This is a genomic window from Oerskovia merdavium (assembly GCF_014836755.1).
GTDB classification, from domain to species: Bacteria; Actinomycetota; Actinomycetes; order Actinomycetales; family Cellulomonadaceae; genus Oerskovia; species Oerskovia merdavium.
Genome location: NZ_JACSQF010000003.1, coordinates 109,106 through 127,089 on the forward strand (window position 1 = coordinate 109,106; position 17,984 = coordinate 127,089).

16 protein-coding genes are annotated in these 17,984 nt (G+C 73.0%); 8 read left to right on the plus strand and 8 right to left on the minus strand.

Features of this window, described 5'->3' with window-relative positions; genetic code table 11:
* Positions 1-57 precede the first annotated feature (57 nt).
* Complete coding sequence (locus tag H9641_RS20600) at positions 58-810, minus strand: hypothetical protein (RefSeq protein ID WP_318244371.1); 753 nt, start codon at positions 808-810, stop codon at positions 58-60.
* A 139-nt stretch (positions 811-949) separates the two neighbouring features.
* On the opposite strand from H9641_RS20600, the gene H9641_RS04095 reads away from it, so the two are divergent.
* Positions 950-2,098: a glycosyltransferase family 4 protein gene (locus tag H9641_RS04095; RefSeq protein WP_191801311.1), complete on the plus strand. Its 1,149-nt coding sequence runs from the start codon at positions 950-952 to the stop codon at positions 2,096-2,098.
* A gap of 152 nt (positions 2,099-2,250) precedes the next feature.
* On the opposite strand, the gene guaA is transcribed toward H9641_RS04095, so the two are convergent.
* The 4 genes from guaA to thiE all read right to left on the minus strand — a co-directional run bounded on the left by guaA (position 2,251) and on the right by thiE (position 5,914).
* A complete protein-coding gene (gene guaA / locus H9641_RS04100; RefSeq protein WP_191801313.1) occupies positions 2,251-3,837 on the minus strand; it encodes a glutamine-hydrolyzing GMP synthase in 1,587 nt (528 codons plus the stop codon).
* Positions 3,838-3,905: 68 nt separating this feature from the next.
* Positions 3,906-4,472, minus strand: coding sequence for an OmpA family protein (locus H9641_RS04105; RefSeq protein WP_191801315.1), 567 nt, complete (start codon positions 4,470-4,472; stop codon positions 3,906-3,908).
* 4 nt (positions 4,473-4,476) lie between these two features.
* Positions 4,477-5,139 (minus strand): hypothetical protein, encoded by a 663-nt coding sequence (locus tag H9641_RS04110; RefSeq protein WP_191801316.1) that lies wholly within the window; start codon positions 5,137-5,139, stop codon positions 4,477-4,479.
* Positions 5,140-5,293: 154 nt separating this feature from the next.
* A complete protein-coding gene (gene thiE / locus H9641_RS04115) occupies positions 5,294-5,914 on the minus strand; it encodes a thiamine phosphate synthase (RefSeq protein ID WP_225219993.1) in 621 nt (206 codons plus the stop codon).
* 306 nt (positions 5,915-6,220) lie between these two features.
* Here thiE and thiO point away from each other — a divergent pair, with 306 nt between their 5' ends.
* The 3 genes from thiO (at position 6,221) to H9641_RS04130 (ending at position 8,662) form a co-directional block, all read left to right on the plus strand.
* Positions 6,221-7,519: a glycine oxidase ThiO gene (gene thiO, locus H9641_RS04120; RefSeq protein WP_191801320.1), complete on the plus strand. Its 1,299-nt coding sequence runs from the start codon at positions 6,221-6,223 to the stop codon at positions 7,517-7,519.
* Entirely contained in the window at positions 7,519-7,746 is a 228-nt protein-coding gene (thiS, locus tag H9641_RS04125) for a sulfur carrier protein ThiS (protein WP_191801322.1), read from the plus strand. Before thiO ends, thiS begins: the two co-directional genes overlap by 1 nt.
* A gap of 70 nt (positions 7,747-7,816) precedes the next feature.
* A complete protein-coding gene (locus tag H9641_RS04130; protein WP_191801522.1) occupies positions 7,817-8,662 on the plus strand; it encodes a thiazole synthase in 846 nt (281 codons plus the stop codon).
* Between the two features lie 85 nt (positions 8,663-8,747).
* On the opposite strand, the gene moeB is transcribed toward H9641_RS04130, so the two are convergent.
* Both moeB and H9641_RS04140 read right to left on the minus strand, forming a co-directional pair.
* Positions 8,748-10,085, minus strand: coding sequence for a molybdopterin-synthase adenylyltransferase MoeB (gene moeB, locus H9641_RS19945; protein ID WP_225219968.1), 1,338 nt, complete (start codon positions 10,083-10,085; stop codon positions 8,748-8,750).
* Positions 10,082-10,519 carry a DUF3817 domain-containing protein gene (locus H9641_RS04140; RefSeq protein WP_191801324.1) on the minus strand — a complete coding sequence of 146 codons (438 nt, stop codon included), beginning with the start codon at positions 10,517-10,519 and terminating at the stop codon, positions 10,082-10,084. The genes moeB and H9641_RS04140 overlap by 4 nt, the downstream gene beginning before the upstream one ends.
* 58 nt (positions 10,520-10,577) lie before the next feature.
* On the opposite strand from H9641_RS04140, the gene H9641_RS04145 reads away from it, so the two are divergent.
* The 4 genes from H9641_RS04145 (at position 10,578) to H9641_RS04160 (ending at position 16,896) form a co-directional block, all read left to right on the plus strand.
* The gene (locus H9641_RS04145) at positions 10,578-12,440 is read left to right on the plus strand and encodes an ABC transporter ATP-binding protein (protein WP_191801326.1); all 1,863 of its coding nucleotides are present in this window, start codon (positions 10,578-10,580) and stop codon (positions 12,438-12,440) included.
* Positions 12,437-14,170 carry an ABC transporter ATP-binding protein gene (locus H9641_RS04150; RefSeq protein ID WP_191801328.1) on the plus strand — a complete coding sequence of 578 codons (1,734 nt, stop codon included), beginning with the start codon at positions 12,437-12,439 and terminating at the stop codon, positions 14,168-14,170. The genes H9641_RS04145 and H9641_RS04150 overlap by 4 nt, the downstream gene beginning before the upstream one ends.
* Positions 14,171-14,240: 70 nt before the next feature.
* Positions 14,241-15,938, plus strand: a complete 1,698-nt coding sequence (locus H9641_RS20605) for an NAD(P)-binding protein (RefSeq protein ID WP_191801330.1) — start codon at positions 14,241-14,243, stop codon at positions 15,936-15,938.
* A gap of 253 nt (positions 15,939-16,191) precedes the next feature.
* A complete protein-coding gene (locus H9641_RS04160; protein WP_191801332.1) occupies positions 16,192-16,896 on the plus strand; it encodes a YceI family protein in 705 nt (234 codons plus the stop codon).
* Here the strand turns inward: H9641_RS04160 and H9641_RS04165 are convergent.
* Positions 16,877-17,842, minus strand: a complete 966-nt coding sequence (locus H9641_RS04165) for an SURF1 family protein (RefSeq protein WP_318244373.1) — start codon at positions 17,840-17,842, stop codon at positions 16,877-16,879. The two genes, H9641_RS04160 and H9641_RS04165, sit on opposite strands and share 20 nt — an antisense overlap.
* Positions 17,843-17,984: the final 142 nt, after the last annotated feature.

Genomic DNA, 17,984 nt, shown 5'->3' on the forward strand with positions numbered 1-17,984 from the left:
CCCCCCCCCCCCCCCCCCCCCCCCCCCCCCCCGTCGTGCTTCCGTGCGAGGGGTGCCTCAGCGCGGGGCCGTGCCCTCCGTCGGGGGTGTGGCGGGAGGCGTGTCGGTACCGGTCGGCGGGACGCCCGGGCTCTTGGGCTCGACGACCGGCGGGACCTGGGTCGTGGGGACGCCCGGGCTCTTGGGCTCCTCGACAGGAGCCGCGTGGGCCGAGGTGCGGGTGGGCGGCGTGACCGGCGGGGTCGTGGGTGCCGGCGTCGTCGGGGCCGGCGTCATGGGAGCGGCCGGGGCGGCGTGCGCGGGCGTGTGGGTCGGCGGTGCGGCCGACGAGAGCCCGCCGCCCGAGGTGTAGCCGGCCGGCGTCTCGACCGCGACCGCCGGACCGCTCGCGATCCTGCGGAGCGCGATCCCGATGAGGATGAACATGATGCCGAGACCGATCACGAGGGCCGCGACGCCGAACGCGACGACCGACGTGAAGAGCGAGGCGCGCAGGAACGAGGCGTTCATGACCGTGGCGCGGCGCTCGTCGTCCTGCGGGAGCTCGGCGTAGGTCTGGCCGTCGCTCATCTCGAGCGCGTGCTTGTTGATGACCTCGGCCTGCGCGTAGGCGGAGAACGGCCCGCTGACGTGGGCCCCCGCGAGGAACGACGCGTCGTCGGACACCGTGATGTCCTCGGCCGACAGCTGCGAGGACACGACGCCCCACGTGACGCCACCCGCGATGATCATGACGATTCCCGCGATGACGCTGAGGAGTCCGATGACTCCTACGCCCTTCGCGGGCCGAACCGTGACAGTGCTGGACATTGCGGTATCCCTCCCCGAGCCGGATCTTTGGTGTCAACGTAGCGACGTTTCGTCGTTTCCGCCGGACGAAAGGTCTGTTCGACGTCGAAACGGCGCACGCGCGGGCAGGTCGGACACCGCGTGATGGGAGAATCCGGGGGTGAGGATCACCCATGTGACGGACTGCTACCTGCCGCTGCTCGGCGGCATCGAGACCCAGGTGAGCCGTCTCGCGGCCCAGCAGGCCGCGACGGGCCACGTCGTCGAGGTGATCACCACGACGCCCGCGGCGCGCGGCGAGCACGGGGTGAGCACCGAGGTGCACGACGGCGTCACGATCCACCGCGTCGCGGCCCGGGTCCCCGGTGGCTACCCCGTGCACCCCCGTGCCGCGCACCACGTGACGCGCATCCTGCGGGACGCGCGGCCCGACGTCGTGCACCTGCACATGGGCGTCCTGACGCCGTCCGTGCAGGCGTCGCTGAAGCCCGTCGCGCGCCTCGGCCTGCCCGCGGTCCTGACCGTGCACAGCGTGTGGGGGTCGGCCGAGAGGTGGTTCGCCGCGCTCGACCGCGTCACGCACTGGTCGCGCCTCCCGATCCTGCTCTCGGCCGTGAGCGAGCTGACCGCGGCGCCGCTGCGGCGCATCGCGGGACGCGGCGTGCCCGTCGAGATCCTGCACAACGGGCTGGACCTCGACGAGTGGGCCGTGCCGCGCGTCGAGCGCGACGCGCGGGGCGAGGGCAAGGCCGTGCACGTCGTCGCCGCGACCCGGTTCGCGCCACGCAAGCGGGTGCTCCCCCTGCTCGAGTCGATCCGGCAGGCCGTCGAGCGTCTCCCCCACGACGCCCTGTTCGCGACGATCGCGGGCGAGGGCCCCGAGCTCGACGCGGCCCGGCGCTTCGTCAAGGAGCACGGGCTGTCCTCGACGGTCAGCCTCCCGGGACGGCTCGGGGCGCACGAGCTCAAGCGGCTCTACTCGCGCGCCGACGTGTTCCTGGCACCGGCCGTCCAGGAGTCCTTCGGGATCGCGGCGCTCGAAGCGCAGGCCGCGGGGCTCGCGGTGGTGACGCGCGCGGAGTCCGGGGTGGCCGAGCGCCTGACGGACGGGGTCGACGGGCTGCTCGCCGCCGACGACGCCGAGATGACCGAGCAGATCGTGCGGCTCGTGACGCAGGACGGCCTGCTCGACCGGATCGTCGCGCACAACCGCGAGGTCCGGCCGTCGAGCGGGTGGCCCAGCGTGCTCGCGGACGTCGAGAAGGCCTACGAGAAGGCGGCGGCGTACCGCGAGGAGCGGCGCGGCTGACCCGCCGGTACGCCGGACCGGTCCCCAGGCGCTCCCCCGTCGGCCTGCGTTCCCGGCCCGGGGACGGGCCCGGGGACGGGACCAGGAACGCCGAAGGGCCGGTCCCCGCAGATCGCTCTGCGGGGGCCGGCCCTTCGCGGCTCAGCGGGAGGTCACTCCCACTCGATGGTGCCCGGCGGCTTGCTCGTCACGTCGAGCACGACGCGGTTGACGTCCTTGACCTCGTTCGTGATGCGCGTCGAGATGGTCGCGAGCACGTCGTACGGCAGGCGCGTCCAGTCCGCGGTCATGGCGTCCTCGGAGGACACGGGGCGCAGCACGATCGGGTGACCGTAGGTGCGGCCGTCGCCCTGGACGCCGACCGAGCGGACGTCGGCCAGGAGCACCACGGGGCACTGCCAGATCTCGTCGTCCAGCCCCGCCTTGGTGAGCTCCTCGCGCGCGATCGCGTCCGCTGCGCGCAGGATCTCCAGGCGCTCGGCCGTGACCTCGCCGACGATGCGGATACCGAGCCCGGGACCGGGGAAGGGCTGACGGGCCACGATGACCTCGGGCACGCCGAGCTCGCGGCCCACGGCGCGGACCTCGTCCTTGAACAGGGCCCGCAGCGGCTCGACGAGCGAGAACTGCAGGTCGTCGGGCAGGCCGCCCACGTTGTGGTGGCTCTTGATGTTCGCGGTGCCCTCGCCGCCGCCGGACTCGACGACGTCCGGGTACAGGGTGCCCTGCACGAGGAACTTGACCTCGGTGTCGTCGGAGTCGTGCTCCCGGCTCTCCCCGACGATGTCACGCGCAGCCTGCTCGAACGCGCGGATGAACTCGCGGCCGATGATCTTGCGCTTGGTCTCCGGGTCCGAGTGGCCCGCGAGCGCCGCGAGGAAGCGCTGCTTCTCGTCCATGACGACGAGCTTGACGCCCGTGGCCGCGACGAAGTCGCGCTCGACCTGCTCGACCTCGCCCGCGCGCAGCAGGCCGTGGTCGACGAACACGCACGTGAGCTGGTCGCCCACGGCCTGCTGGACGAGGGCTGCTGCCACCGACGAGTCGACGCCTCCGGACAGGCCACAGATGACGCGCGCGTCGCCGACCTGCTCACGGATGAGCGCGACCTGCTCGGCGATGACGTTGCCGGGGGTCCAGTCGGGGGCGAGGCCCGCGCCCTCGTACAGGAAGCGTTCGAGCACGGCCTGGCCGTGCGCGGAGTGCTTCACCTCGGGGTGCCACTGCACGCCGTACAGGCGCCGGCTGGTGTCCTCGAAGGCCGCGACCGGGGAGCCGGACGACGTCGCGAGGACCTCGAAGCCCTCGGGCGCCGCGTGCACGGAGTCGCCGTGGCTCATCCACGTGGTCTGGTGGTCGGGGGTCTCGGCGAGCAGGACGCCCGCGGAGCACACCTCGACCTCGGTGCCGCCGTACTCGCTGAGGCCGGTCTGCGCGACCTTGCCGCCGAGCGCCTGGGCCATGGCCTGGAAGCCGTAGCAGATGCCGAGGACGGGCACGCCGGCCTCAAACAGCGCGGGGTCCACGAACGGGGCGCCCTGGGCGTACACGGACGACGGACCGCCGGACAGGATGATCGCTGCCGGGTCCTTGGCGAGCATCTGCTCGACGGTGAAGGTGTGAGGGACGATCTCCGAGTACACCTTGGCCTCACGCACGCGACGCGCGATCAGCTGGGCGTACTGTGCGCCGAAGTCGACGACCAATACGGGCCGGGGGGCTGAGGGGGTGGGTGTCACCACCCCAGGATAGTTGGCCCCCGGGCCCGTCACGTCATCCGTCCACCCAGGGCGGGCGGGGCCTGCGCTCAGGAGGACGCGAACGTGATCTCGACGCGCCGGTTCAGCGCCCGCCCGCCCGGGCTGTCCTGGCCGCCGACCGTGTTGTCCGCCACGGGTTCCCTGCTGCCGTACCCGGTGACCGTCAGCACCAGGTCCGGGCGCGCCGCGCGCAGGAGCGCGGCGACCGCATCCGCGCGCTGCTGCGACAACGGGTCGTTGACGGTGTCGTCCCCCACGGAGTCGGTGTGACCGTCGACGGCCACGTCGGCTCCCTGAGGGATGGTCGCGACCAGGTCCGTGACCGCTGCGGCGGCCTGGGGCGACAGGTCTGCGGACGCGAAGGCGAAGAGCAGGTCGGACGTGAGGACCATCACGGTCTCGCCCTCCTCCTCGCGGACGGTCTCGAGGCCCGTCGTCGCGTCGTCGGGCCGCAGGTCGAACGTCGCGTCGGCGCTCATCTGCTCCGTCACCACGAGGTCGGGGACCGGCTCGGGCGAGACCGCCGCCGTGCTGGGCGACGTCGTGCCGAGGAGTCCGACCGTCACGGCCCCGACGACGGCCGTTCCGCGGAGGGTCTCTCGCAGGGTGCTCACGGCCCTACTTCCCGTCGTCGACGACGACGGGGGTGATCCCGCTGAACGCCGGCCACCCGTCGGAGACGAGGATGTCGAGCGGCCCGGGGTCGCCCTGCGGCGAGGGCAGGAGCGCCCAGGCCTCGATCGTCGAGCCGTTGGTCAGGCCTGCACCGCTGGACGCGCTCGGCGAGACGAGCGCGGAGAGCTCGCAGGCCTGGACGTCGAGCGCGGCGCCCTTCCAGGCCCCCTTGGTGCAGAAGGGCTTGTAGATCTTGAGGTTCGTGCTGTCCGTCACGGTCGGCACGTGTCGTGCGCCGAGGTCGGAGAACGACGCGCGCTCTCCGGCCCCCTTGTCAGGGTTGTCCCAGCGAAGGGCCCAGCGCACGGTCATGGTCCTGCCCGTCACCTCGACCGAGCGCAGCGTCATGGTGATCGTGCCGCCGGGGGCCTCTCCGGACCCCGCGGTCGCGTCGAACGTCTGCTCGGCGAGCGACGCCGTCGTGATCGAGGCTTCGCCGGCCGCCTGCTCCTGGTCGCCGTCCGCCGCGGGGGACGAGGCCGTCGTCCCCTCCGTGCCACCGCCCGGCGACGGCTCGGCGCCGGCGCCAGCACCGGTGCAGCCCGCGAGCACGAGCAGGGTGAGCGAGAACAGGGCGGCCACGAGGGGCCCACGCGTGCGGGTCATGGTTCTCCGGGTCTGAGGATCGAGGACGGGAGCGTCCTGCGCTCGGCGGCGAGCACTCTGCAGCCCAGACCCTCCCACAGCGGCCCGGCGGCGGGAAGACCTTCCGTCCTCTGAGACCGCCCGGGGGACGGGGACCTGTCCCTCTGGGGCCCGGTCAGGCGGGCAGCCGCTCGCGCAGCTCGCGTGCGGCCTGCTCCGGGTCGGCGGCCTCGGTGAGGGCGCGGACGACGACGATCCGCTCGGCGCCCGCGTCGAGCACCTCGTCGAGACGCGCGGCGTCGATGCCCCCGATCGCGAACCACGGCGTCGTCGGCCGGGTCGCCGCGACCTGTCGCAGGAGGTCGAGCCCGACGGCGTCGCGCCCCGGCTTGGTCGGCGTGGACCAGAGCGGCCCGACGCAGAAGTAGTCGACCGACGGGTCGGCCTCGGCGGCCGCGGCCTGGGTGAGCGAGTGCGTCGATCGCCCCAGCAGCGGACCCGCGCCCAGGAGCGACCGGACCGCGGGGACCGGGAGGTCGCCCTGGCCCGTGTGCACGACCGGCGCACCGGTGAGCAGCGCGACGTCGGCACGGTCGTTGACGGCCCACAGCGCACCGTGCTGGGTCGCGACGCGCGCGACCGTCTCCTGGAGCTCGAGCTCGCGCGCGACGTCCAGCGTCTTGTCGCGGAGCTGGACCACGTCGACCCCGCCCGCGAGCGCCGCGTGCAGGAAGTCCTCGAGGTCGCCGCGCTCCTCGCGCGCGTCGGTGCACAGGTACAGGCGGGCGGCGCCCAGGCGCTCGACGGCGGCCTCGCGGGCTGCGAGGGTCCTCGCGTCGAGGCCCTCGGGCGCGTCGGAGCGGTGGCGGGGTGCGGAGCGTCGGCGGCGGCCGGGGTCGCCGGTCGGGAGGGTGGTCACGGCGCCAGGATAGGCACGGCCGGGGCCGGGTCGCCCGGGCTGCGCAGCCTCCGGGCACGCCCGGAGGGTGGACGGGACGCGTTGTAGGGTGGCCGCGAAGCACGGGAGCCCCGCACGGGGCTGAGAGGGCGAGAGCCGACCGTCGAACCTGATCTGGGTCATGCCAGCGAAGGGAGCGAGCGCATGAGCGCAGCCCTGCCACACCCTGCCCTGCCTGCGCGCCCACCGGGGCGCGACGGAGGCCTTGGGCGCGCGGCGCCATCGGGCCTGCCCCACGACCACCTGCCCGACGGCGCCGCGGACGTCCTCGTCGTGGGCGGCGGCATCGTGGGGCTCACCGCGGCCTGGCGGGCCTCGCGCGCGGGCCTGCGCGTGACCGTCCTGGACCCTTCCCCCGGAGACGGCGCGACGCACGCCGCAGCCGGGATGCTGGCGCCCGTGACCGAGGCCGACTTCGGCGAGGAGGCCGCGCTGCGTCTGGGCTCCGACTCCGCGGCGCGCTGGCCCGTGTTCGCGGCCGAGCTCGAGGCGGACTCGGGGCTGAGCGTGGGTCTGCGGACGACCGGGACCCTCACGCTGGCCTACGACGGCGACGACCTCGCGCTCGGGCGCCGCGTGCGCGCGCTGCAGGAGGCGTGGGGCCTCGACTCGACCGAGATCTCGGTCGCGGCCGCACGCGACCTGGAGCCCCTGGTCGGGCCGCGCGTGGCCGGGGCGTTCTGGGCCCCGGGTGACCACCAGGTCGATCCCCGCGCGGTGCACCGGGCCCTGACCGCGGCCCTGGGACGGGACCCGCGTGCCGCCGTCGTGCACCGGCGGGCCGTCCGGCTGCTGCGCTCCCCCGGGCTCGGCGCTCCCGTGACCGGTGCCCTCGACGACGCGGGCCACGAGCACCGTGCGGGGACCGTGGTCCTCGCGGCCGGGGCCGACTCGGGCGCCCTGCTCACGGGCGTCCCCGAGGTGTGCGTCCCGACCCGCCCGGTGAAGGGGCAGACGCTGCGGCTCGACGCCCCGCCGTGGTTCACGCTCGACCACGTGGTGCGGGGGATCGTGCAGGGACGTCCGGTGTACGTCGTACCGCGTACGCCCGGACCCGACGGGCACCGCGAGGTCGTCGTCGGTGCGACGAGCGAGGAGCACCCCGACGACCGGCGCGCGACCGCGGGCGGCGTCTTCGCCCTCCTGCGCGACGCGCGCGCCCTGCTGCCCGGGCTCGACGAGGCGGCCCTCGTCGAGGTCACGCCGCGCGTGCGCCCCGGGACCCCGGACAACCTGCCTCTCCTGGGGCCCACCACCGTGCCCGGCCTGGTCCTCGCGACGGGCCACTACCGCAACGGGGTGCTGCTCGCGCCGGTCACGGGGGCCGCGGTCGACGCGGTCCTGGCCGGGGAACCCCTGCCGCCCACGGTCGCCGCGATCGACCCCCTGCGCTTCTCGCCCGCCCCCTCGTCCGTTCCCACGAACCGTCCCGGAGGACCCTGATGACCGACACCGCCCTCGTCAACGGCGAGCCCCACCCGCTCACGACCCCCACGACCGTCGCGAGCCTCGTCGCCCGCCTGCTGCCCGGGCTCGTCACCGGCACCGGCGCCCCCCAGGGCGTCGCGGTCGCGATCGACGACGCCGTGCTGCCGCGCAGCGCATGGGCGTCCACGACGCTGCGCGACGGCGACCGCGTCGAGGTCGTCACGGCGGTGCAGGGTGGCTGACCCCCGGCAGGACCGCGCGGCCGACGACCCCCTGGTGGTCGCGGGCGTACCCCTCGGCTCCCGCCTCGTCATGGGCACGGGCGGCGCGGCCAACCTGCTCACGCTCGAGGAGGCGCTCGTCGCGTCCGGGACCGCGCTGACGACCGTCGCGATGCGCCGCGTCGCGCGGGTCCGCCCGTCGGGCGACCGGGCCGGGTCGGGCGGCGCGGGTGACGCCGGCGAGACCGGCGTCTGGGCGATGCTCGACCGCCTCGGCATCCGCGCTCTGCCCAACACCGCAGGCTGCTTCTCGGCCAAGGAAGCCGTCCTCACCGCGCACCTCGCGCGCGAGGCGTGCGGCACGGACTGGGTCAAGCTCGAGGTGATCGCCGACGACGTGACGCTCCTGCCCGACCCGATCGGGCTCGTCCAGGCCGCCGAGACCCTGGTCCGCGACGGCTTCGTCGTGCTTCCGTACACCAACGACGACCCGATCCTCGCGCGGCGCCTCGAGGACGTGGGGTGCGCCGCGGTCATGCCGCTCGGGGCGCCCATCGGGTCGGGGCTCGGCATCCTCAACCCGCGCAACATCGCGGCCATCACGTCGGCCGCTCGGGTGCCCGTGATCCTGGACGCGGGGATCGGGACCGCGTCGGAGGCCGCGCACGCCCTGGAGCTCGGGTGCGACGGGGTTCTCCTGGCCACCGCGGTCACGCGTGCCGCCGACCCGGTGCGGATGGCCAGGGCCATGCGGCTCGCGGTCGAGGCGGGTCGTCTCGCGGCGCTCGCGGGCCGCATCCCGCGGCGCGAGCAGGCGCTCGCGAGCTCGCCGGTCGACGGGATGGTGGGCCGAGCCGGGGCCGTCGGCGCCGGGTCGCCGGCCGGGCTCACGGGGGCCGGGGTGCTGGGCGGAGGGAACCTCGACCTGGCGCTGTGACCGATGCGCCGAGGTAGAGGATTCTCGTCGAGGTAGAGGGCGCTGGCCCTCTACCTCGACGGCAGGCCTCTACCTCGGCAGAGGATCAGTACGTCGGGCGCCCCGGCTCGACGTCCCGCACCCACGCCAGGATCCCGCCCTCGACGTTGCGCGCGTCGACGCCCGCGGCCCGTGCGAGGCTCGCGACGCGGTCGGAGCGGCCTCCGACCTTGCACAGCACCGCGACGGTCCGGTCCCGCGGCAGGTCCGCGAGCGCCGCCCCGGCGCCCGGTCCCGCGTAGATCCCGCTCGGCACCACGCGGGCGCTGTCGATCCCCACGATCTGCGTCTCCCAGTCCTCGCGCACGTCGAGCAGCAGCAGGTCGTCGGTGGGGTCGGCGAGGCGCGCGGCGAGCTCGCGGGCCGTCAGGCTCGTCGGGGACTCAGCCCCCACGCGGAGCGCGTGCCCAGCGGTGGTCGGCTCCCCCGGCACCCTGGCGAGGTCGATGGCGAGGCGACCCTCCGCCGTCGGGCCGGAGAAGAGGTCGCCGGCGACCGGCGGGCCGCCCGTGACGCCCGCCGCGGTCGCGGGGGTGGCGGACGGGCCCAGCCCGCAGAACGCCTCGTAGGCGTGGTCCCCGGCCAGCAGCCCGGTGACGGGCACGCGCTGCGGGTCGGCGCGGACCGTGAGGTGGCGCCACGTGAGCTCGAGCGAGTCGTAGACCGCGAGGCGTCCCAGGAGCGTGCGTCCGGCACCCGTGACGAGCTTGACCGCCTCGGTCGCCATGACCGAGCCGATCGTCCCGCACATGGCACCGAGGACTCCGCCCGTCGCGCAGTCGGGGACCGTGCCGGGCGGCGGTGGCTCGGGGAACACGTCGCGGTAGACCACACCCTCGCCACCGGGGGGTGTCGCCCAGAAGACGCTCACCTGGCCCTGGAACCGGAAGATCGAGCCCCACACGCACGGGATGCCCGCGATCTCCGCGGCGTCCCCCACGAGGTAGCGGGTCGCGAAGTTGTCGGTCCCGTCGAGGACCAGGTCGTAGCCGGCCAGGACGTCCAGGACGTTGTCCGCGTCGAGTCGCTGCTCGTGCAGGCGGACGGTCACGTGCGGGTTGACCTCGGCGATCGCGTCCCGAGCCGAGGCGACCTTGGGCCGTCCCACGTCCGAGCCGCCGTGGATCACCTGGCGCTGGAGGTTGGAGACCTCGACGCGGTCGTCGTCGACGATCCCGAGCGTGCCGACGCCTGCCGCCGCGAGGTAGAGCAGCGCGGGGCTGCCCAGCCCGCCCGCACCCACGACCAGGACGCGCGCGGCGCGCAGCCGTTGCTGGCCCTCGATCCCGATGCCCGGCAGCGCGAGGTGCCGCGAGTACCGGGCGAGCTCCTCAGGGCCGAGCGGCTCGGTCGAGGGCGCGACCAGCGGCGGCAGCGAGGTCATCGTGCGTACTGCTCCACGAGGGCGTCGAGCTTGGCCTCGGCCTCGCGGTGGACCTTCTTCTCCAGGATGAAGGACATGACCGGCACGACACCGGCGAACACCATGCTGGTCAGTCGGCCCCAGCTCCAGCGCATCTTGGACCACAGGTCGAGGACCGTGACGAGGTAGACCACGTAGACCCACCCGTGCGCGAACGGGATCCAGCCGACGAAGCGCATCACGCCGTCGACGTCGACGAACGCGCCCACGCCGTACTTGACGATCATCTCGACGCACAGGATCAGGAGCATCACACCGGTGATGAGGGCCATCACGCGGTAGCGGGCGAGCGCGCCGCGGGCCTTGCGGACCGCACGGTCGACGACGTCCTGCGTGGGGGCCTGCGCCACGGCGTCGGAGGTCTGCTGCGTGCCGGCGGGGTCGGGCGTGGTCATGGGAAGGTTTCCTTACGCTGTGCGAAAATCCGTGGCTCGGTGTCGGTGGCCACACCTAATGTTAGTGACCGTGCGACCCCTCCCCCTCCCCGACCCGGGCACCCCTCCGGTCACCGGCCCTGGCGCCCTCCTCTGGTGGCTCGCCCGCCGCCAGTGGGGCATCCTCACGGTCGCCGTCCTGCTCGGGATGGTCACGTTCGGGTGCCAGGCCGTCATGCCCTACGTGCTCGGCCGAGCGCTCGACGAGGGACTGACCGAGGGCTTCGGCGCGGTCCTGCTGGGCTGGGCCGCGGTCATGCTCGGGATCGGCGTCGTCCAGGTGGCCGCCGCCGCGGTCGGGCACCGGTTCGACATCGAGAACTGGCTGCGTGCGGCCTTCACCACCTCGCAGCTCGTCGGGGACACCGTGGCCCGTTCGGGGCACACCATCACCGACGAGCTCCCCACGGGAGAGGTCGTCTCGGCCGTCGCGTCCGACGCGCTGCGCGTGGGCGAGGTCTACGCGATCGCGGCGCGGTTCGCGGGCTCGCTCATGGCGTACGCGGTCGTCGCGGGCATCATGCTGAGCACCTCGTTCCAGCTGGGGCTCGTCGTGGTCCTCGGCCTGCCCGTCGTCGCGGGCATCCTCGCGTTCCTCGTCAAGCCGCTCCAGCAGCGCCAGGCCGCCCAGCGCGAGGCCTCGGGCCGGCTCACGACGCTCGGCGCGGACACCGTCTCGGGCCTGCGCATCCTGCGCGGCATCGGCGGCGAGAAGGTCTTCACGGACCGCTACCGGACCCAGTCGCAGGACGTGCGCCGTACGGGGGTGCGCGTCGCGACGACGCAGTCCTACCTCGACGCGCTCCAGGTCCTGCTGCCGGGGCTGTTCGTAGCCCTGGTCCTCTACCTGGGCGCGCACGCCGCGGTGCGCGGGGAGATCAGCCCGGGGCAGCTCGTGGCGTTCTACGGCTACGCGGCGTTCCTGTCGTGGCCCCTGCAGATCGCGACGCAGACGCTCCAGGCCACGACGCGTGCGCACGTCGCCGCGAAGAAGCTCATCAAGGTCCTCTCGGTCGTCCCGGCGACGGGCGCGACGCCCGGCACCTCCTCGGCGCCGCCCGCAGGTTCGGTGCTGGTCGACGACGCGAGCGGCGTCGAGCTCGCACCCGGCCGGGTCGTCGCGCTCGTGAGCGTGGACCCGGACGAGTCGGCGCGCATCGCCACGCGCATGGGCCGGTTCGACGACGTCGCGGAGGCGGGCACGCCCGTGCACCTGGGCGGGGTCCGGCTCGCGGACCTCGACAAGGACGTGGTGCGCGAGCGCATCGTCGTCGCCGAGGCCACGCCGCACCTGTTCTCGGGCGTGCTCGGCGAGGAGCTCGACGTGCGCGGCGGGAACCTCGAGGCCGAGCTGATGCGCGCCATCATGATCGCCGACGCGCACGACGTCCTGGACTCGGTCCCGGACGGCCTCGCGGGCGACCTCCCGGAGAAGGGCCGGTCCCTGTCCGGCGGCCAGCGACAGCGCGTGGCGCTGGCGCGCGCGATCCTCACCGACCCGGAGATCCTGATCCTGATCGAGCCCACGAGCGCGGTCGACGCCCACACCGAGGCCCGCATCGCCGAGCGCCTCGCCGAGGTCCGGCGCGGACGCACCACGCTCGTCGTGACCGCGAGCCCGCTCGTCCTCGACCACGTGGACGACGTCCTGTTCGTCGAGGACGGCCGCGTCGTGACCCACGGGACGCACCGCGAGCTCCTGCACCGGCCCCGCGGCGCGCACCAGGGCGAGCAGGCCGCTCGCTACCGTGCCGTCGTCGGGCGCTCGATGGACGAGCCCGCCGCCACGCAGCCGGGCGAGGACGTCGAGGGCGCGCACGGGACCGACCACCTGACCTCGAGCTCCCCCGAGCTCTCCGACGCCTCGAAGGGCGTGTCATGAAGCTGCCCATCGCCGACGGCCCCACCGTCCGCAAGCACACCGCCTACCTGGTCCGCGAGCACCGTGGGACGCTGATCGGTCTCGCGGTCCTGCACACCGTCGCCGCGGTCGCCGGGCTCGCGGGACCGTGGATCCTGGGCCGGCTCGTCGACGCCGTGACCCAGGGCACCACGGCCGGATACGTGAACCAGGTCATCGCGATCGGCGTGGTCGCGGTGATCGTCCAGGCCGTGCTCATCCGCTACGCGCAGAAGGCCTCGATGATCTTCGGCGAGGCCGTGTTCGCCGAGCTCCGCGAGGACTTCCTCGAGACCGTCACGACGCTGCCGCTGTCGACCGTCGAGCGCGCGGGCACGGGCGACCTCGTCGCGCGCACCACGAACGACGTCAACCGCATCCAGCACGCCGTGCGGTTCGGCGTGCCGCGCCTGATCGTCGCGGTCGTGACGATCCTGCTCACGGTCGTCGCGAGCCTGCTCACGTCGCCGCTCGTCGCGGTCGCGCTGTTCGTGGGCGTGCCGCTCATGGTCGTCGTCTCGCGCTGGTACCTGCGCCGGGCCTCTCCGGGCTACCAGCGCGAGTCCGCGGCCTACGCGGCGCTCAACGGCACCATCACCGAGTCGGTCGAGGGTGCGCGGACGGTCGACGCCCTGCGGCTCGGCGCACGCCGCCGGGCCCGGGTCCAGGCGGACCTGCGCGAGGCCTTCGCGGCCGAGAGGTACACGCTGAACCTGCGGACCGTGCTCTTCCCCGCGGTCGACTTCACGTTCGTCCTCGCGCCCGTCGCGGTCATCGTCTGGGGCGGCTACATGATCTCCACGGGGCACGCGACGCTCGGCGCCGTGACGACCATCGCGATGTACGCGTTCCAGCTCGCGGGGCCCGTGTGGGAGCTCATCTTCTGGCTCGACGAGATCCAGGTCGCCGCGACCTCGCTCGCCCGCATCGTCGGCGTCAAGCTCGTCGACAGCGACCGCGAGGCCGGGGACGAGGTCCCCACCGACGAGCACGTCGTGGCCCGGAAGGTCGAGTACGCCTACCGCGCGGGGCACAACGTGCTGCACGGGATCGACCTGGACCTGCGGGTCGGCGAACGCCTCGCCGTGGTCGGCCCCTCGGGCGCGGGCAAGTCGACCCTGGGACGCATGCTCGCGGGCATCCACCCGCCCACGGGCGGGTCGGTCCAGGTGGGCGGTGTCGACCTGGTCGACCTGCCGCTCGACGACCTGCGCCGCCACGTCGCCCTGGTCACCCAGGAGCACCACGTGTTCGTGGGCTCGCTCGCGGACAACCTCCGCCTGGCCGACGAGACGGCCGACGACGAGCAGCTGCTCGCCGCACTGGCCGCGGTCGACGCCCTCGGCTGGGTCGAGTCCCTGCCGGAGGGGCTCGCGACCGGGGTCGGCTCGGGAGGGCACGTGCTGACCCCCGCGCAGGCGCAGCAGGTGGCGCTCGCGCGGCTCGTCCTGCTGGACCCGCACACGCTGATCCTCGACGAGGCCACCTCGCTGCTGGACCCGCGAGCAGCCCGGCACCTCGAGCGCTCGCTCAACGCGGTGCTCGAGGGGCGCACGGTCGTCGCGATCGCGCACCGTCTGCACACCGCGCACGACGCCGACCGGGTCGCGGTCGTCGACGGGGGCCGCATCACCGAGATCGGCCCGCACGACGAGCTCGTCGCCGCTGGCGGCGACTACGCCCGGCTCTGGAAGTCCTGGCAGCAGGAATAGCCGCACCTGTGCGCTGAGCCACCTCCCACCGCGAGGGCAGCTCACGACGCGTGCGCGCACCTCTCGGGGCGTGACCGGATCCCGGTCACGCCCCTCTGCACCTTCTGCGCGGCGGCCCGGCACGCCGGACGTGGCGACAACGATTCAGGATCAGCGACCTGAGCACAGGGGTCGCCGCAAATATCGCAGGACACTGCGGGATATCAATCGTCCGGTCGTCGCCGCCATGACCTGGCGAGCGCTGCTCGCGCCATGGAACCGGCCCGGTGATAGCGTGACCGCGGAGGTGGAATCAATGGAACTGGTTTATCGAACCGGTGGAAACCACGTCGTCGTCAATCCGGCGCTTCTCGTGATCGCCTGCGATCCGCGCGAGCTCGAGCCGGTCATGGACTATACGCGCGAAGAGCGAGCGCTGCTGAATTCGCTCCGCAACTTCACCTTCTACACGACCTGTCTGCGAGTCTCTCCGCGCAGGGCGCAAGATCGGGTCGTCATCCTCGCTCCCGACATCGTCGAGTCCCAGACCGGCCTCGTGCAGGGGTATCGCAACGAGACGGCAAAACAGTGGGGCCTTCCCGCCGCGAACCGCGCCGCGACCAACGTCGTCACGATATACCAGATGGTAGGGATCAACGGCGAGTCGGATCCCGGCACCCTCGCCGCACAGCGAAAGGCATTCTTGGACGACCCTCCTTCGTGGTGGCCGTTCCGGCCCGGCCAGTACGAGATCGTGCAGGTCGAAGAAAATCAGAACGGCGAGATCCACCAGGCCGTGAACCCGTTGCAGACGCCCTACTTCAACCAGTTCTTCTCCGGCGCGCTCGAAGCCGGGGCTCCGTGGCGATGGCTCGACATGCAGGGCGCGAACGACACGGTGTACGTCCACGCGTCGACGTGCTTCGAGTCTGTCCTGCACTGCTGGTCGTATCTGAACATCCTGCTCGACGCCAAGCCCGCCCTGCTGTCGGCAGCCAAGGACAGCGCCATCGTCGTCATCGGTGCGGGAGTGAGCGGGTTGCTCTTCGCGCAGCGCTTCATCGACTCGGGCTTCACCAACATCACCCTGCTGGAGAAGACGAACAGGTTCGCCGGCAAGACGCATTCGTTGCAGGTGCCGGACCAGGGCGTCACCTCGATCGCCGAGCTCGGCACGTGCTACCTGTCGCCGGCGTACGACGAGATGGTGCAAGCGCTCTCCGAGTTCACCGTCGGCAACAAGCGCGTGGCCGTCGCGCACGGGACCGAACGAGGCATAGTCGTCGGCACGCCGCCGAACGAGACGGTCATGGCTTTCGGCGACTACGGACTCATGGTCGCGTGCCAGTATCTCGGTTTCGGTTGGCCCTGCAGCAAGGTGGAGCAGGACCTCGCCTACGCCGAGCTGCTGGCCGCCGCCGCGATCTACGTCCGCCTGCGCTGGGAGATCTTCGGCACCGTCGACGGCGTCATGCCGGTCTCGAAGCCTGTCGGCGACCCGCACGGCATCTTTTCGAAGAGCTTCGCGCAATATCTTGACGACAACAAGATGGGCGCGTTGAAGGGCTATCTGATGTACGCCTATCAGGTGCAGGGTTATGGCGATCTCGACAAGATCCCTGCGTACTACGGCCTCGTGTGGGTCATGCCGGACATGGCGCAACCTCTTGGCGAGTCGAGCGGCGTCACGGCCTGGCAGAAGGGCTGGGAAGACGTCTGGGATCAGATGGTCGAGAAGCGCAACATGAACATCAAGCTGAACACGAGCGTGGTCAGCATCCGCCGCTGACTGCACGGCGCGACGGAGGGTGACACCCGGCCGCTGCGCGCTCTGGACAAAGGCATCACGGAGATCGGGCCGCACGATGAGCTCGCCGCTTCGGGGGAAGCTGCGCGCGGCTCTGGCGCGCCTGGCAGCAGGAGAAGTCGCCAACCCTCGGCACGGCAACCAGGTTCACAGCACTCCCGACGCCCCGCTCCCAGGCAATCCCCAGGAAACCCGGCAAGGCTTAGTTGACCGTTCAACTAGGGAGCTGGGCCGCATGAAGAAGACCGTCGCACTGACCATCGGGATCGTGCTGCTCTGCGGCGCACTGCTCCTGGGCGGGACCTGGGTCTACGCCCGCTCGCAGGCCGGGACCGAGGCAGCACCTCTCGCCCTCACGTCGCCCGCTCCGAGCGGGTCGTCGGACTCCGTAGACGACGCCGGCAGCACGGCCACCGGCCCCGTCGCCGACGGCGTCTACGCGGTCGACACCGGGTCGCAGGCCGGGTACCGGGTCGACGAGGTCCTCTCGGGACAGGACGTGACCGTCGTCGGGCGCACGAGCGACGTGCGCGGCGAGGCGACGGTCGAGGGCGGCGTGCTCACCGCGGCCAGCATCGAGGTCGACATGACCACGATCGCGACCGACGACTCGGGCCGCGACCGGCAGTTCCTGGGGATCCTCGACACCTCGGCGCACCCGACCGCGACGTTCGTCCTGTCGTCGCCCGTGGACCTGTCGGGACTCGCCGGCGGCACCGCGACCGTCGAGGCGACAGGGACGCTCACGATCAAGGGCGTCTCGCACGAGGTCGTCGTGACCCTCGACGCCCAGACCGTGGGTGACGGCGCGCAGGTCAGCGGATCCATCCCCGTGACGTTCTCCGACTACGACGTGAGCGCGCCGAACCTCGGGTTCGTCACGGTCGAGGATGCCGGGACCGTGGAGCTGCTGCTCGAGCTCACGCCCGCTGGTTCCTGACCGGGCCGTCCGGCGCCTCGCCGGCTGCCTCGCCTACCGGCTCGCCTGCCGCCTCCCGAGGCGCGACCGGCAGGTCGGGGAGCCCGGCGATCCCGCTCGAGACGCCGTCGCCGCGCTTGCGCCCGCCGGCCGCCTCGTCACGCACCAGGCGGACCCACAGCAGGACCGCGAAGGCTCCGAAGATCCACCACTGGAGCGCATAGAACGCGTTCTGGATGTTGACGCCCGTGCCGCCCTCGATCGTGGGTCGGGGCAGCACGCGCGGACCGCCCTCGTCCGCTGCGAGCTGGGCGGGGTCGGAGTCGATCATGACGAGGTAGCCGCCGTAGATGGGGTTGCCCCAGGCGTTCGCGAGCGCCGCGGACGAGATCGAGTCGGTCTGCCCCTCGGGCAGGCCACCGGTCCCGTCGGCCTCGGAGGCCTGGAGGTAGGCGGTGACCCGCACCTGGCCGGAGGGTACGGCGAGGGCCACGTCGTCCTCAGCGTCCGCCGTCGGGACCCAGCCGCGGACGACCGGGACGACGGGCGGGCCGGACAGGTCGGCCCACGACTCGCCGTCCGTCCCGTCGTCGGACACGCGCAGGGGCGTCAGGACGAGGAAACCCGTCTCGCCGTCGAGCGCACGGCCGGCGACCAGGAGCTGGCCCTCGGGCTCGTACTCGCCCTCGACCCAGACCTTGTGCCCCACGAGCTCGCCCGGGAAGGTCGACTGCGGGGGCAGGACCTCGCCGAGCCCGTCGGGTCCCTTGGCCTCCGCCTCGGCCTCGGCCTCCGCGAGGGCGTGCTGCTCGGCGAGCTCGGCACGCTCGTAGGCGCGGTCGAGCTGCCACACCCCGAGGCGGCCGCACACGCCCGCCGCGAGGAGGAAGAGCAGCAGGAAGCCGATCATGCGGGGGCTGCGGGCGACGGCCCAGAAGCCTGGGCGAGGGGAGGCCTGGTCGGACACGCCCCCACGGTAACCGGGCGCGAGTTGCCCCGGAGAATCCGTGCGGGGAGACGTGACCCACACCACTGTCCGTGGTTCCGGCGACCCGATCGGGACTTCCTGACCGACCGGTCGGGGACCTTCGTCCTTTTCTGCCGTTTCG

Bases quoted from the DNA above. Each gene is read 5' to 3' on its own strand.
- thiS (WP_191801322.1), top strand. From the start codon at position 7,519: ATGACCGACACCGCCCTCGTCAACGGCGAGCCCCACCCGCTCACGACC.
- H9641_RS04110 (WP_191801316.1), bottom strand. From the start codon at position 5,139: ATGACCCGCACGCGTGGGCCCCTCGTGGCCGCCCTGTTCTCGCTCACC.
- H9641_RS20600 (WP_318244371.1), bottom strand. From the start codon at position 810: ATGTCCAGCACTGTCACGGTTCGGCCCGCGAAGGGCGTAGGAGTCATC.
- H9641_RS04150 (WP_191801328.1), top strand. From the start codon at position 12,437: ATGAAGCTGCCCATCGCCGACGGCCCCACCGTCCGCAAGCACACCGCC.
- thiO (WP_191801320.1), top strand. From the start codon at position 6,221: ATGAGCGCAGCCCTGCCACACCCTGCCCTGCCTGCGCGCCCACCGGGG.
- H9641_RS04130 (WP_191801522.1), top strand. From the start codon at position 7,817: ATGGGCACGGGCGGCGCGGCCAACCTGCTCACGCTCGAGGAGGCGCTC.
- H9641_RS04140 (WP_191801324.1), bottom strand. From the start codon at position 10,519: ATGACCACGCCCGACCCCGCCGGCACGCAGCAGACCTCCGACGCCGTG.
- H9641_RS04160 (WP_191801332.1), top strand. From the start codon at position 16,192: ATGAAGAAGACCGTCGCACTGACCATCGGGATCGTGCTGCTCTGCGGC.
- H9641_RS04145 (WP_191801326.1), top strand. From the start codon at position 10,578: ATGTTAGTGACCGTGCGACCCCTCCCCCTCCCCGACCCGGGCACCCCT.
- moeB (WP_225219968.1), bottom strand. From the start codon at position 10,085: ATGACCTCGCTGCCGCCGCTGGTCGCGCCCTCGACCGAGCCGCTCGGC.